Annotated in this window: 12 protein-coding genes; 7 read left to right on the top strand and 5 right to left on the bottom strand. The window is 68.1% G+C overall.

Annotation, left to right across the window (positions count from 1 at the left end):
- Positions 1-148: 148 nt before the first annotated feature.
- On the bottom strand, positions 149-1417 hold the full coding sequence (locus tag OG470_RS18930) for an O-antigen ligase family protein (RefSeq protein ID WP_328414041.1): 1269 nt from the start codon (positions 1415-1417) through the stop codon (positions 149-151).
- 110 nt (positions 1418-1527) lie between these two features.
- Positions 1528-2541 (bottom strand): hypothetical protein, encoded by a 1014-nt coding sequence (locus OG470_RS18925; protein WP_328414039.1) that lies wholly within the window; start codon positions 2539-2541, stop codon positions 1528-1530.
- A 492-nt stretch (positions 2542-3033) separates the two neighbouring features.
- On the opposite strand from OG470_RS18925, the gene OG470_RS18920 reads away from it, so the two are divergent.
- Genes OG470_RS18920 through OG470_RS18910 form a run of 3 tightly spaced genes read left to right on the top strand, consistent with a single transcriptional unit; the run spans position 3034 to position 5895 of the window.
- Positions 3034-4329: a glycosyltransferase family 4 protein gene (locus tag OG470_RS18920; protein WP_328414037.1), complete on the top strand. Its 1296-nt coding sequence runs from the start codon at positions 3034-3036 to the stop codon at positions 4327-4329.
- A complete protein-coding gene (locus tag OG470_RS18915; RefSeq protein ID WP_328414035.1) occupies positions 4326-5222 on the top strand; it encodes a glycosyltransferase in 897 nt (298 codons plus the stop codon). The genes OG470_RS18920 and OG470_RS18915 overlap by 4 nt, the downstream gene beginning before the upstream one ends.
- Positions 5215-5895, top strand: a complete 681-nt coding sequence (locus OG470_RS18910; RefSeq protein ID WP_328414034.1) for a polysaccharide deacetylase family protein — start codon at positions 5215-5217, stop codon at positions 5893-5895. Before OG470_RS18915 ends, OG470_RS18910 begins: the two co-directional genes overlap by 8 nt.
- 25 nt (positions 5896-5920) lie before the next feature.
- On the opposite strand, the gene OG470_RS18905 is transcribed toward OG470_RS18910, so the two are convergent.
- Complete coding sequence (locus tag OG470_RS18905) at positions 5921-6823, bottom strand: glycosyltransferase family 2 protein (protein WP_328414032.1); 903 nt, start codon at positions 6821-6823, stop codon at positions 5921-5923.
- A 351-nt stretch (positions 6824-7174) separates the two neighbouring features.
- On the opposite strand from OG470_RS18905, the gene OG470_RS18900 reads away from it, so the two are divergent.
- The 4 genes from OG470_RS18900 to OG470_RS18885 are packed head-to-tail and all read left to right on the top strand — an operon-like array spanning position 7175 to position 11153.
- Positions 7175-7996 (top strand): hypothetical protein, encoded by an 822-nt coding sequence (locus OG470_RS18900; RefSeq protein WP_328414029.1) that lies wholly within the window; start codon positions 7175-7177, stop codon positions 7994-7996.
- A 40-nt stretch (positions 7997-8036) separates the two neighbouring features.
- Positions 8037-9602 carry an acyl-CoA ligase (AMP-forming), exosortase A system-associated gene (locus OG470_RS18895; RefSeq protein WP_328414027.1) on the top strand — a complete coding sequence of 522 codons (1566 nt, stop codon included), beginning with the start codon at positions 8037-8039 and terminating at the stop codon, positions 9600-9602.
- A 49-nt stretch (positions 9603-9651) separates the two neighbouring features.
- The gene (locus OG470_RS18890) at positions 9652-10875 is read left to right on the top strand and encodes a pyridoxal-dependent decarboxylase, exosortase A system-associated (RefSeq protein ID WP_328414026.1); all 1224 of its coding nucleotides are present in this window, start codon (positions 9652-9654) and stop codon (positions 10873-10875) included.
- Complete coding sequence (locus OG470_RS18885) at positions 10872-11153, top strand: acyl carrier protein (protein ID WP_328414024.1); 282 nt, start codon at positions 10872-10874, stop codon at positions 11151-11153. Before OG470_RS18890 ends, OG470_RS18885 begins: the two co-directional genes overlap by 4 nt.
- A 42-nt stretch (positions 11154-11195) precedes the next feature.
- Here the strand turns inward: OG470_RS18885 and OG470_RS18880 are convergent, their stop codons facing one another.
- Entirely contained in the window at positions 11196-12362 is a 1167-nt protein-coding gene (locus OG470_RS18880; protein WP_328414022.1) for a hypothetical protein, read from the bottom strand.
- Positions 12363-12400: 38 nt separating this feature from the next.
- Positions 12401-13912, bottom strand: a complete 1512-nt coding sequence (locus OG470_RS18875; RefSeq protein ID WP_442930913.1) for a sugar transferase — start codon at positions 13910-13912, stop codon at positions 12401-12403.
- Positions 13913-14042 lie beyond the last annotated feature (130 nt).

Genomic DNA, 14042 nt, shown 5'->3' with positions numbered 1-14042 from the left:
CAGCAGTCGTCCGGTCGGATGGGAATCACCGCGAGGCGCCTCCGATTACGCCCGTCTACGCCGCTCTGACGCAGCCCATGGTGGGCCGCGTCGATCTCCGTCACGTGGCTCGGCACGTGAACAGTTGTAACACAGCCGACGTCAAGCGTCAGTCGCTCCACCGCCGGACAGTGGACGTACGGATCGTCCGATGCGGATGGGTGAGGCGCCAGGCGGCGCCGGAGAGTCCGCAGGTCAGCGCGAGAGTGAACGAGAACGTGGTGAAGGCAAGTGAGTCGAACGTGGCGGCCACCAGAATCGACGTGACCTGAGCCGCGATGAGCGCCGCGCACAGATCGCGCTCCTCGGAACGCGTGGATCGCCGCATTGCGATGGAAGCCAACGTAATGCCGGTGATGTGCAGCCCGGCGAATGCCACTACACCCACGATTCCGCCGGTTACCAACGTCCCGAGCCACTGGTTGTCAAGGATCAGATAGAGGTCCGGAATCAGCGTGCCCGGGCCTCGCCCGAGCCAGGGACGCTGGGTGAACCAGTACGCCACGTACTCGTAGTCCTGAGTGCGGCCCAGGATGCTCGGGTCGTCCGGTGCTGACACGAACAGCGACTTCATGGTGCCCAGCAGCCCTGGTCTGACCACCATGAGCACACCGACGGTGACAGCGCCGAACACCAGGACGTGGTAACGGGTCCGCCAGTTCCAGGCGGCGATGAACACCACCGCGATTGTCGCAGTGAGTGCCAGGACGCCGGTCCGGGACACCGTCATCGGGATGACCGCGACCATCAACAGCGCAATCAATCCGCTGGCGATGCGTGCCGAGCGCGAGGGTGCGAACCGGGCGAAGTGGATCGCGAACGGCACGGCCACCGCCATCACCGTACTGAACTCGATGTAGTGCGCGGTCGTGCTCGCCACGCGGAAGAGCCCGCCATCGCCCCGCGCCGCGAAGTCCGCCGCCTCGCCGTGGAAGCGCAGACCCGGCAGTGTCATGTACCTCGTGATGTCGAACGCCGTCGCCGACTGAAGGAGCCCGACAACCGCGGCAAACCCGGCGGACCAGATGAAGATCTTCAGGACGCCGGCGAGTCGCTGCCAGTTGGGCACGCCGTCCGCCGCGATGAGGACCACGCCGAGGAACTCGACCATCACGATCATGGCGAAGTCCTGCCCGTTCGCCTCCAACTGCGGCAGCCCGCGCATCTTTCCTGCGAGGTAGGACAGCAGAAACGAAATGAGATAGGCAAAAGCCGCCCAGCGCATCGGTTGGGGCCCGGGCATCACCAGTCGGGGATGCAGCCGGGTCAGTGACCACCAGCAGGCGAGCGCGAACGCCACCAGGAGTGCCGGTCGACCGGCAAACGTCATTTCCGGCACGATGAGCGTGGCCGGCAGGCAGTACAGCAGGAACACCATGAGGCTGAGCAGGCTTGCCGCGTCGACCCGAGCCCGCCGGCGGCGCGTGGCGTAGGTGCGGACCTCGAGCAGCGACGGCTCAAGGTCGGCCGGGTGCAGTAGGGCCGAACTCAACGCCCACCATTTCGATCTTCTCGTCCGATCCGCTGGCTGCGCGTCGGCGGCAGGATGACCGTCTTGTCCATTGAGGCCGAGGTGGGCTTCGCCTGGGGGACGACGTACTCGATGCCTTCAGCTGGCCCGTTCGAGTTGGCGCCAGCGCGCCGCTCGCCGCCCGCGCCGGGCTGCTCCTGCCCGCGATACATTCCGGCGACCCTCGGCGGCCGGGACGGCACCGCCGGCTGCTGCCCGGCCGGAGCGAACCGCCGTCGTCCGACGGCCTCGGTAGCGTCTGCCACAGCGGCCGAGTGCGGGACGTCGGCGCGGCGTTCGCCCGACACCCGGCTCACGATCTCGCGCCGAGACTCCCCGTCCGCACCGTCGGCTTCGACCCGCCCGACACCGCGGCGCCGACGCAGCAGCACGTCCAAGCCGATCGTCCCGCCGGCAGTGATCAACAATCCCAGTCCGACGATCACAATCAACACGCGCTTGGCCTTCGAGGTGACCGCTGCGACGTCGGCACCGTCGGTCAGCGTGAGGGTCGTGATGGTGTCCTGCGGCAGCACGTCGAAGCGCCGTTGCTGCTCCGCCACCTCGGCTATGAGCAGCCTGATGACCTCCCGGACCGTCGCCGTGGCCTGGGCCGGCGACGTGCCGACCGCCTCGACGTAGAGGATCGGCGTCCGGGGGGTCATCTGCACTGTGATGCTGTCGGAGAGGCCCGCGTCGGCGAGACTCTTCAGCGCCTTCTGGTCGAGCACCTTGAGGATTGCCGCGTTGCCGAGCGCCTCCAGGCCGAGATCCGCCCACGGGTTTTTCGGTGGCGTTTTCTCACCCGGCGCCGGTGTCGCCGTCGAAGTAGGCGGCCCAGGCGCGGGAATGACCACCACATTGCCCGTCGAACGGTAGTCGGGCTTGACTGACTGGCCAACCAGAGCTGCGGTGAGTAGTGACGTCAGCAGGATCGGGAGCGCGATGTACCACCGCCGGAATAGCAGGCGGGTCAGGTCCCAGAGGTCCATCATGATCCTTTGGCGGTGTTGACCAACGAGTCAGCCGAGCGGCCGTCCGCGCAAGTATCCGACCGCCGCTCGCACGTTGGCAAGGTGGCAGCCGGGCCCGAGGCCGTTCAAAGGCTACCTACGTCGTACGCGCCTTCTTCGCCCGAAATTGGCACAAGCGACGCGACCAACCGCTCCTGCAGCACGCCGAGCCGTTGGTCCAGTAAGGACACCTATCAGGCCGTCGGCCCGCCCCGTTCGGCCAGGCCACGGATGGACCGTCGGGACCTTTTTTCCGGACTTCGGTCGACTGTTTGTTCCGTCCATACGACCACCTAACCGCAAATGGCTGTCGGGCGTGGTCCACATCGGTGATTGACGCCCACGACTGCCTGAAATGCGACACGAAAAGACCTCGCGGCCGATTGCCGGGACGAGGCTCGTTCAGGAGTGTTCTTCAGCAATGCACGGGAACCATGACGCACGGCCGAAGCCAAGGTCCAAGAAGGTGACATGAAGAAATCCCGTCCGCACATCGCCCTCCTCGTCGCCAATCTCCCAGCCGAGCGTGACCGCCGCGTCATCCGCGAATGCCTCGCCCTCGAGGCCAACGGATACGACGTCACGGTGATCGCGCCGCGCGGCGACAAGGACCTCAAGGTCCTACCTGGCAGCCGGGGCACTCGACTCCGCCCTTATCCGGTGTTCGTCTACGGGTCCGGCGTGGTCTCGTACGCTGCGGAGTTCGGCTGGTCGTTCCTGTGCATCGCGGTGCGGCTGCTCGGCGAGATGCTGCGCGGCAGGGCGCACGCGGTGCAAGTCTGCAACCCACCAGACGTGTACTGGCCCCTCGCCCTCCTCGTCCGGGCCATCGGGCGCCCGTGGGTGTTCGACCACCACGATCTCTGCCCGGAGATTTACGCGACGCGCTCCGGCGGTTCGCCCAACCGGGCGGTGTTCCGAGTGCTCGAGACGCTCGAGTGGCTCACCCTGCGAACCGCGAGCGCGGTCTTCGCCACCAACGAGTCGTTCCGGAACAACGCGCTGAGTCGTGGCGTCCAGCCGGGAAGGGTGACGGTGGTACGCAACGGCCCGGCCGCCGGCGAGATCCGATCGTCGAAGCCAGCGTCCGCCACCGGCGAGCACCAGATCGTGTACGTCGGGGTAATCGGCCCTCAGGACAATGTCGAGGGCGCGGCTCTCGCCGCGGATGAGTTGATCCGACTGCGGGGCAGTCGGGACTTTCGGATGGTGATCGCCGGTGACGGCGAGAGCATGCCTGCGCTGAGGAAACTGGTCGCCGACCGGGGCCTGGGGGACGTCGTCGAGTTCACCGGCTGGCTCGACGGCCCGGCGGTGGACGAGCTGCTGCGTACAGCGACGGTGGCGATCCAACCAGATCGTCCGACCAAGATGAACGATCTGTCCACAATGGCCAAGACGGTGGAGTATCTCGCTCGTGGGGTGCCGGTGGTCGCCGCGGACCTGACCGAGACCCGGCGAACCGCGGGGGAAGCGGCAGTGTACGTGCCCAACGGGACTCCGGAGGAGTTCGCTGGCGCGATCGAAGACCTCCTCGACGACGCACCGCGCCGGGCGCGGATGGCCGAGATCGGCCGGACCCGCTTCACCGAGCGGCTGTCCTGGGAGCATCAGACCAGGGCGTACATCGCGGTGTGGCACCGCCTGCTGGCACCCCGCCGAAGCAGCACGGAGGGGCCACCGGATGTCACCCAGCCTCCCATGGACGCCGAACGCCTGACCCGGGCGGACGCGCGGGCGACGGGTGTGCCGGAGGCGCGCCGGTGATCAGTGTCGTCATCGCCGCCTATAACGAGGAGGCCGTGCTCGGTCGCTGCCTCGACGCGCTGTTGGCCGGCGCGCCGCCTGGACCGCTCGACGTCACCGTCGTGGCCAACGGCTGCACTGACGCCACGGCCGCCGTCGCGCGGGCTCGGACCGGGGTACGGGTGCTCGACGTGCCCGAGGCCGGGAAGGCGGGCGCCCTCAACGCCGGCGACGCGGTCGCGGTCGGCTTCCCCCGGGTGTACCTCGACGCCGACGTCGTGCTCTCCCCCGGTGCCCTGGGTGCGCTCGTCACGGCGCTCAGCGGTCCGGTCGACGGCGGGAGCGACCCGCCGCTGGCTGTGGTGCCGGGCCGGACGCTGGACGTGGCGGGCCGTCCGACACCCGTTCGCGCTTACTACGCGATCAACTCCAGGCTCCCCGCCTTCCGGCACAGCCTCTTCGGTCGCGGCGTCATCGCGCTGTCGGCCGCCGGGCGTGCCCGCTTCGACACCTTTCCGGTCATGACCGCCGACGACCTTTTCCTCGACGCGCTCTTCGCCTCGGACGAGAAGCGTGAGATCGACGGAGCGACCTCGCACCTAGCCACCCCGCGTCGAACCAGCGACCTCGTACGGCGTCTGGTGCGGGTGCGGGCCGGCAACGCTGCCATGCGGGCTGCCGCCGCGCAGTGGTCGGTAACCACCGCAGCCGTACGCCGCTCGGTCCGCTCGTCGTGGCTACGCGACGTCGTCCTGCCGCGTCCCTGGCTGGCCCCCGCCGCCGCTTTCTACATCGGGATCACGCTCGTGGCGGCGCTACGAGCCCGGCGGGAGGCCTCCGCCGGCCGGAGCGGTTGGGGCCGCGATGAGTCGAGCCGACAGCAATCCCTGGCGAGTGTGGAGAACGATGGCTGACAGTGACAACACCCGGCACGTGATCAATGTGTGCTTCCACGGCATCGGGAAACCGCAACGCGAGTTGGACCCCGGCGAGGCCCGCTACTGGATCAGCACCGACGACTTCCACCGGATCCTCGACGAGGTGATGAGCTGGCCGTCGGCGCGGATCAGCTTCGACGACGGCAACGCCTCCGACGTCGAGATCGGCCTGCCCGCCCTTGTGGAGCGGGGCCTGCACGCCGATTTCTTCGTACTGGCTGGTCGGCTGAATGCTCAGGGAAGCCTCGACGAGGGCGCGGTCCGCGAGCTGAAAGGTCACGGCATGGGCATCGGCACGCACGGCATGCACCATCGGTCGTGGCGCGGCATGGACGCGGGTACGCGGCAGGAGGAGCTGGTCACTGCGCGCCACCGACTCGCCGCGGTGTCCGGCGGTGGCGTTGTCGCAGCCGCCTGCCCGCTGGGGCGGTACGACCGGAGTCTGCTGTCGCAGCTTCGCCGCCTGGGCTACCAACGGGTGTTCACCAGCGACCGGCGACCGGCGCGACGCGACGCGTGGCTTCAGCCGCGGTTTAGCGTCAGGTGCGGCGACAATGCCGCAACGGTGCGGACCGCCGCCGTGGTGGTGCCGCCGGTCACCCGCCGGATCCGGTCGGCCGCCGTCGGATTCGTCAAGCGCTGGCGGTGACCTGTCCGGCACTGACCGGGGCGGATCAGGCGGCCGGGTGAACGCTCATCGGTCCGGGGGGTTCGCGGAGCCTGCTCAAACTGACCAGGGAGCGGACCGCGCACTGGCTGCAGCGGTTGCCGACGACGGCCCGGCTCGCCTCCCGCAGCACGATCAGCGACCAGTAGACGACGGCGCTGGGCAGGCTGTGCCGCCTGTGGTACAGGCGGACGCGGTTGAGCGTGAGCAGCGCCCATAGCCGCGGTGAGGTGGCCGAGTCGCCCTCCAGGTGCCGGGCCTGGGCGCGCGGTGCGAGGACCATGGCGAACCCGCGGTCGCGCGCGCGCAGAGCGAACTCCGTCTCCTCTGAGTACAGGAAGAACGACTCATCCCACTGGCCGCAGGCGTCCCAGCAGGCACGGTCGATGAGCATGATCGAGCCTTCGGCCCAGTCGACGCTGGTCTCCTCGGCGTACCACCGGCGGTCTGTGATGACCTCCCCGAGACGGCCGATCCGACCTATCCGGTTGGCTCCGAGCAGCGCATCGCCGAGAGCGCGCAATATGGTCGGCTCCCGTCGCAGGCTCGGGCTGAAGTCGCCATTGGCCCGCACGATTCGGGGCACGACGATGCCGGCATCGCGCCGCCGCAGCACCGCCAGCAGCTCCGGCACGCAGTCCGGCGCGAGGCGGATGTCCGGGTTCAACACCAGCACGGCGTCGTGCGGCGCGGCGGCGGCGACGGCGGCGTTGATGCCGGCAGCGTATCCGCCGTTGCGTCCAGTCTCGACGACCCGCGCCCAAGGGGCGTCATTGCGCAACACCGCGACGGTGTCGTCCGACGACGCGTTGTCCGCGACAGTCAGGTGCCAGGTTAACCCGCGCAAGCCGGGCGCCAGCGACGCGATGAGATCCGGCACGAATCGTGCGCTGTTGTACGTGACGACCACGACCGCGATCGTCTCCGAGCTACCGGTCAATTTCGCTCCTGACAGATGTCGCCAGCGTCCATACGACCGAAGCGGCCAGCGATGCTAATTGTGCAGTCCCGCGGCCCTGTGCGGAACGGGCTGTTTCGAAGTTGTGCTGTCGGCTATCGGCGATCACCGCTGCGGCGGATGCTGCCGGTGGAACATCGCGTGCGCACGTCAAACGGGCGACCCGGTCAGCCCGAACGTCCGCCTGTGGTCCATTCACGATGCCTGGTAGGTTGCCCACGAACGATGTCGGCGTGAGAAGGGGAGACAGCAGCCGCGATGGCAGTCCGTGTCGCCCCGATTGTTGGTTCCGACTTGCCTCGGGTGGCGGAGTTCCTGCACGTCCACCTCAACCGTCGGGTGTCCGCTGAGGCTTGGGCACGGTCGGTCGACGTGCCGTGGACTGTCGACGCTCCCAACCACGGGTTCATGCTGATCGACGATGAACACGAAAACGCCGTGGTGGGCGTCTATCTCGCGTTCTATTCCGAGCGCATGGTCGGCGGCCGACCCGAGCGGTTTTGCAATCTCGGCGCATGGTGCGTGCTGCCCGACTACCGCTTCCACAGCGTGCGGTTGCTCAAGGCACTACTCGGCCAGGAAGACCTGCATTTCACCGACCTTTCGCCGAGTGGCAGCGTCGTGCCGATCAACAACCGGCTGAAGTTCCAGTTCCTGGACACCACGACCGCACTCGTGCCCAATCTGCCGTGGCCTTCCTGGCCTGGGAGGTACCGAGTCAGCGCCGATCCCCGGGTCATCGAAAGCACGCTGACCGGCCGCGAGCTGCAGGTGTACCGCGACCATGTCGACACCGCCGCCGCCCACCATCTCGTACTGCGCAGTGGCGAGGAATGGTGCTACGTCATCTTCCGCAGGGACCGGCGCAAGCGGCTCCCCCTGTTCGCGTCGATCCTCCACGTCAGCAACCCCGAGCTGTTCCGCCGGCTGGCCCTCCCGCTGGCCCGCCACCTCCTGCTGCGCCACCGGATTCCGGTGAGCCTCGTGGAACCGCGGGTGACCGGCCATCGACCCCGGCTCTCCATCCTGCTGCGCTCTCCTCGTCGAAAGATGTTCAAGAGTGCCCGGTTGGCGCCAGGCCAGATCGACTACCTGTACAGCGAACTCGTATGTGTGACTTGGTGAGGCTGGATGGCCGCGCCGGACCGGCGAGAGGGGCATCGGGATGCGGACGCAAGTGCACGACCTCGTCGCGGAGATGGCGGACCGGCGGGGCGACGCCCCCGCGTTGACCGCCAAGGATTCGACGCTGACCTACGCACAGCTGTGGCGGGAAGTTGTCAGGGTGGCCGCCGGTCTGCGCCGCCTTGGTCTGGAGCGCTGCGGGCGGGTCGCGGTCTACCTCGACAAGCGGGTCGAGACGGTGGCCGCCCTGTTCGGCTCGTCGGCGGCCGGTGGCGTGTTCGTACCGGTCAACCCGATCCTGCGGGCCAAGCAGGTGGCGTACATCATCGCCGACTGCGACGCCCAGGTGCTGGTTACCACGGCCGAGCTCCTGGCTTTGCTGCACGATGAGCTCGATGGATGCAAGTCGCTCGAGCACATCGTGGTAGTTGGCGCGGCACCCGCCGCGGGCGAGACGCACTACGCGGTCAGCCAGTGGACCGATCTGACGAGCGGCGGGGACGTCGCACCGGCACCCGCCGGGGTCGACGTCGACATGGCCGCCATCCTCTATACGTCCGGCAGTACCGGGAAACCCAAGGGTGTGGTGCTGTCGCATCGCAACCTCATCGTCGGCGCCGAAAGCGTCAGCCACTACCTGGGCAACACCGCCGACGACGTCATCGCCGCGGTGCTTCCGTTGAGTTTCGACGCCGGTTTCAGCCAGCTCACTACCGGCTTCGGCGCGGGCGCGCACGTCGTGCTGGTGAACTACCTGGCCCCGACCGACGTGATCCGACTGTGCGCGAAGCACGGCGTGACCGGGCTGACCTGCGTACCGCCGTTGTGGATCCAGTTGGCCGACAAAGCGTGGCCGGTGGAGGCAACCCGCAACATGCGCTACTTCGCCAATACCGGCGGCCGTATGCCGACGGCGACGCTGGAGAAGCTGCGGGCGCACTTCCCGGGCGCCCGGCCGTACCTCATGTACGGGCTCACCGAGGCGTTCCGGTCGACGTACCTCGACCCGGCCGAGGCTGACCGCCGGCCGGACTCGATCGGTAAGGCGATCCCCAACGCCGACATCCTGGTGGTCCGGCCGGACGGGTCGGTGTGTGACCCGGGTGAGCCGGGCGAGCTGGTGCACCGGGGCGCGCTGGTCGCCCTGGGCTACTGGAACGATCCCGAACGTACCGCCGAACGCTTCCGGCCGGTGCCGGGCCGCGCGGCCGGGCTCTACACGACCGAAATCGCGGTCTGGTCGGGTGACATCGTCGTCCGGGACGAGGACGGCTTCCTGTACTTCGTGAGCCGCAAAGACGACATGATCAAAACGTCCGGGTACCGGGTGAGCCCGACGGAGATCGAAGAGGTGGTCTACGACACCGGGCTCGTCCGCGACGCCGTGGCACTCGGCGTGGACGATGCCCGGATCGGACAGCACGTCGTCCTCGTCGTGAGCCCTGCCGGCAACGCCCACCTCGACCCGGCGGGGTTGCTCGCCGAGCTCCGCAGGCGCCTTCCGCTGTACATGGTGCCCAAGGAGGTTGTGGTGCGCTCGGAGATCCCGCGTTCACCCAACGGCAAGTTCGACCGCAACCTGCTGCGCCGGGAGTTGACACCGTGAGCCCGAGGCGTGAGCCTGCGACTCCCGCACCGCGAACCGAGGAGGCACCGTGACCAGTCCGACCGTCGCCGCGTTCGGCCGGAAGTCGAATCGCCTCTCCGTCGGCGGCGTCCCCGTGGACCGGCTCGCGGAACGGGTGGGAGGCACCCCCTTCTTCGCCTATGACCGAGCGCTGCTGACGGAGCGGATCGCGCTGGTCCGCTCGACACTGCCGGACGGGATCCAGCTCGGTTACGCCGTCAAGGCCAACCCCATGCCGGCCGTCGTCCAGCACCTGAGCGGGCTGGTCGACGCGTTCGACGTGGCTTCGGCCCTGGAGATGCGCGTCGCGCTCGACACTCCGATGCCGGCCAACCGGGTCAGCTTCGCCGGTCCGGGCAAGACCCCCGCCGAGCTCACGCAGGCCGTGGCGGCAGGTGTCACGATCGAGATGGAGTCCGAGACCGAGGCGAGCCGGGTGGTCGCCATCGGGAATCGACTCGGCATTCGGCCCCGAGTCGCCATCCGAGTCAACCCCGACTTTGCGATCAAGGGGTCCGGGATGCGGATGGGCGGCGGCCCGCAGCAGTTCGGCATGGACGCCGAGAGGGTGCCCGCGTTCCTCAAGGAACTGGCCCAAGCCGATGTCGACTTCCTGGGCTTCCACATCTTCGCCGGATCGCAAAACCTGCGGGCCGACATCCTTTGTGCAGCCCAGCGCAAGACGGTCGACCTGGCGCTCCGGCTCGCCGCGGACGCCCCGACGCCCGTCTGTTACCTCAACATCGGCGGCGGCTTCGGAATCCCCTATTTCGACCGGGACAGCCCCCTGGACCTGCCCGCAATCGGTGAGAACCTGGCCGAACTGCTCACCGACTCGATCCGACCCAACCTGCCCGACGCCCGCGTGGTCGTCGAACTGGGCCGCTTCCTCGTCGGTGAGTGCGGCGTTTACGTGACCCGGGTCGTCGACCGCAAGGAATCCCGCGGCAAGGTCTTCCTCGTCGTCGACGGTGGCCTGCACCACCAGCTCGCCGCGTCCGGCAACTTCGGTCAGGTCATCCGCCGCAACTACCCGCTGGCCATCGGCAACCGGATTGACGAGGCGGCCACCGAGACCGCGACTGTCGTCGGATGTCTGTGCACGCCGCTCGACCTGCTCGGCGACAACGTGTCGTTGCCGGCCGCGGAGATCGATGACTTCGTGATCGTGTTCCAGGCTGGCGCCTACGGCCTGACCGCGAGCCCGACCGCCTTCCTGAGCCACCCGGCGCCCGCCGAGGTACTGGTATGACCGAGAGGAACCCCATGGGCCTGACCAACACCACCATCATCGACGACGTGAAGTCGGTCGTCGTCACCACGCTCGGGGTGGAGGACCGCGCTCACTCGATCGTCGCGTCAACGCCGCTGCTGGGCAGTCTGCCCGAGCTCGATTCGTTGGCCGTGGTGGAGCTGGTCGCCGCGCTGGAGACCCGATTCGACATCGTGGTCGACGACGACGACGTGACCGCCGAGGTGTTCGAGACGCTGGGCAGCCTCGCCGCACTCGTCGAGGGCAAGCTGCGCTGAGCGGGGCAGCTCACCCCTACGTCGACGCGCCGCGGCGGTTTCTCACGGCGTTTCGCAGGGCAACGACCGCACGGTGTGGGTCGGTTGGTAATCCGGTCCGATGGTGACGATCTCCGCGTCCCAGGCGGTCAGCAGCGAGCACTTCACGTCGATCGGGCCGTACTCCCATGATCCGTCGACGACCCGCAGGCTACGCACCGACCCCGGCATGGCAAGTCGGAACGGATATCCGCCGCCTTTGACCATGATGCGGTCGATGTCCACGGACGTGTTGTCCTGGCCGGACGGGTAGAAGAACGGCGCCGTGCCACCGCAGGAACCCGTCTGAACCAGATCCAGCGTGACGTTGCGGACGACCAGAGCGGGTCCGTCGTATCCCTGGATGCCATCGCCGTGCCAGTCGCCGCAGTCGTCGGGAGACGTGACCCTGGCGAAGCTGTTGTCGATGGTGACCCGGCCACAGTTCAGGCTCTTGCCGGCGACCCGAAACCCTTCCGGGCGGCCGTCGATCTTCACCCGGCGGGCGGTGTAACCGCCGGCTTGAATGGCCGGCAGATCAGCGCTGCGGGTCGACCGCCCCGGACTACGACCCAGCGAGACATTCTCGATCACCAGGCCGTCGCTGCACGACGGGCCGGTGTCGTTGATGATGCTGCCGCCCTGCAACTCGACCCGCTGAACCTTGACGTCGTTGGCGGCGATGATGAGATCGGCGTTGACCAGCCGGATGTCCTTCACCACCGCACCCGCTCTAGTGATCTTCAGATCCGAGGTGCGCGTCGCGGTCGGGCGCCAGCCCGCCGGGACGCCGGTGTTGTCCGGGCTCGGCCATGCGCCGGCCACCTGATTGTCCGGCTGGGTGCGCCGGCTGGCGGACGGGGAGGCCGAGGGCTTCGTGGGAGGTTTCGCGGAGGCGCTGGGGCTGGCGGACGCCGAAGGGCCGGGCGAGGCGCTGCCGATGGTCGGCTCCTGGGCGGTGACGACTGTCCCGCCGGTTTCCGCGGCGGGAGCGCTGCCGTCACGCAACAACAGCACCGATCCGGACGCCCCCAGCAGGAGCACGGCGACGCCAGCCGTCGCGACGTGCTCCCGACGGGTCTTGAAGACCTTACGAACCTCAGACATGGATGCGTAACCTATCGTGTTGGTAGGTTTACGGACGGACGCCGCGCCGGGCGGCCCAGGGCAAACATCGCCAAGCCCGGCCATTTCTTCGAGACCTGTTGCGGATGACTGGGGCGGCGCTGTCAGTAAGCTCCGGAACTTCGGACGACGGCGCTCAGAGTACGGACCAGGATCGCCATGTCCATGGCCAACGACCAGTTCTCCACGTACGACAGGTCCAGCCGTATGGACTCCTCCCACGACAGGTCGGACCGGCCGGAGACCTGCCACAGCCCGGTCAGGCCGGGCTTAACCACCAGGCGCCGGCGCATGTCCGCGGGGTAGCCGGCGACCTCACGGGGCAGCGGCGGCCGCGGTCCGACCAGCGACATGTCGCCCTTGAGCACATTGACAAGTTGCGGGAGCTCGTCCAGCGACAGCCGGCGCAGCCAGCGCCCGACGGGGGTCACCCGCGGGTCGTCCCGCATCTTGAATAGCCCACCGTCGGTTTCGTTGGGGCTGAGCAACTCCTCCAAACGATCCTCGGCGTCCACGTACATCGTCCGGAACTTGTAGATGATGAACGGCCGGCCGTTCTTGCCCACCCGCACCTGGTGGAAGATCGCGGGACCACCGGCATCCGGGTTCAACCGGACCAGCAGGGCGATCGCAAGCAGGACCGGGGCGGCGAGAATCAGCAGCAGGAGCGCCGACACGCGGTCGAAGACCGCCTTGACGACCCGCCGGCCACCCTTCAGACGAGGGTGCTCGACGTGCAGCATCGGCAACCCGTCCACCGGGCGGATGGTGGTGCGGTCGCCGGCCACATCGACGAGATTGCTGGCGACGATGAGGTCGACGTCGTCGCGTTCCAGTTGCCAACCCAACCGGCGCAGGGCGGCTCCCGCAATCTCCGGGCAGGACAGCACGACGACCGTGTCCGCACCCACCCGGCCGACGGCGCTCGCCACGTGCTCGAACGTGCCGAGGATCGGCGGCAGCGAGCCAGCGGCTCGTCGCTCCGCAGACTCGGCCGGGCGGTGCGGCAGGCAGGCGCCGACCACTCCGAGTCCGTGGAAGCGCTCGCGGCGCAACCTTCTGGTCATCTCGGCGACGGCGACCTCGTGCCCGACCAGAATCACCCGGTGCAGCCGTTCACCGCGTGCCCACGAGCGGTGCAGACGCTGACGGGCTAGGTACCGCATCGCGACGCCGGCGACGATGACCAGCGGCATCGCGATGATCACGTAGCCTCTGGCGAGCCGGAAATCGAACGCAAGAGAAACAACCGCCAAAGTGGCGGTAAGTGCGAGACCGGATCGAAATACCCGTGCGTACTCATCATTCCCGACGAAAAGGTGGCGTGTTTCATACGCTCGGTTGAGGGTGAGGGCGACCATCCAGGCGAACGGCAGCGCAATGGTGAGCCAGAGATGGCCGCGGTTATACGGCTCGGCCGTCGCAGGGCCGAATCGAAGGCCCAAGGCCGCGACCGCCGACGCCAGTCCAACCACAGCGTCGAGAAAACACAGCGTGACGACGTAACGGGACTGCCAACCGCTCCGCGTCGGCCCAGCCGAATTCGCTAATGGCGCCGTCGAGCCGTTCAGGGTCTCCGAAACGTCGATGACCTGTGCGACTTCCACCGAATGCACACCGCCTCCATGTACGCCCGTCGACTAGCCGCCCACCGTACGGTTTGTCTTCCGGCTCGGGATGGTGCGGTACACGCCAAGACTGCGCATCTAGGAGCAAGCCGTCCAGGAAGCGCGTGCGAGACCGACT

The sequence above is a fragment of the Micromonospora sp. NBC_00389 genome (assembly GCF_036059255.1).
GTDB lineage: Bacteria > Actinomycetota > Actinomycetes > Mycobacteriales > Micromonosporaceae > Micromonospora.
This window is presented reverse-complemented; position numbering and strand designations above follow the sequence as displayed.

Coding starts and splice junctions, on each gene's coding strand:
- OG470_RS18930 (WP_328414041.1), bottom strand. CDS start 1,417: ATGGTGTTCCTGCTGTACTGCCTGCCGGCCACGCTCATCGTGCCGGAA.
- OG470_RS18925 (WP_328414039.1), bottom strand. CDS start 2,541: ATGGACCTCTGGGACCTGACCCGCCTGCTATTCCGGCGGTGGTACATC.
- OG470_RS18920 (WP_328414037.1), top strand. CDS start 3,034: ATGAAGAAATCCCGTCCGCACATCGCCCTCCTCGTCGCCAATCTCCCA.
- OG470_RS18910 (WP_328414034.1), top strand. CDS start 5,215: ATGGCTGACAGTGACAACACCCGGCACGTGATCAATGTGTGCTTCCAC.
- OG470_RS18895 (WP_328414027.1), top strand. CDS start 8,037: ATGCGGACGCAAGTGCACGACCTCGTCGCGGAGATGGCGGACCGGCGG.
- OG470_RS18885 (WP_328414024.1), top strand. CDS start 10,872: ATGACCGAGAGGAACCCCATGGGCCTGACCAACACCACCATCATCGAC.
- OG470_RS18880 (WP_328414022.1), bottom strand. CDS start 12,362: ATGGCCGGGCTTGGCGATGTTTGCCCTGGGCCGCCCGGCGCGGCGTCC.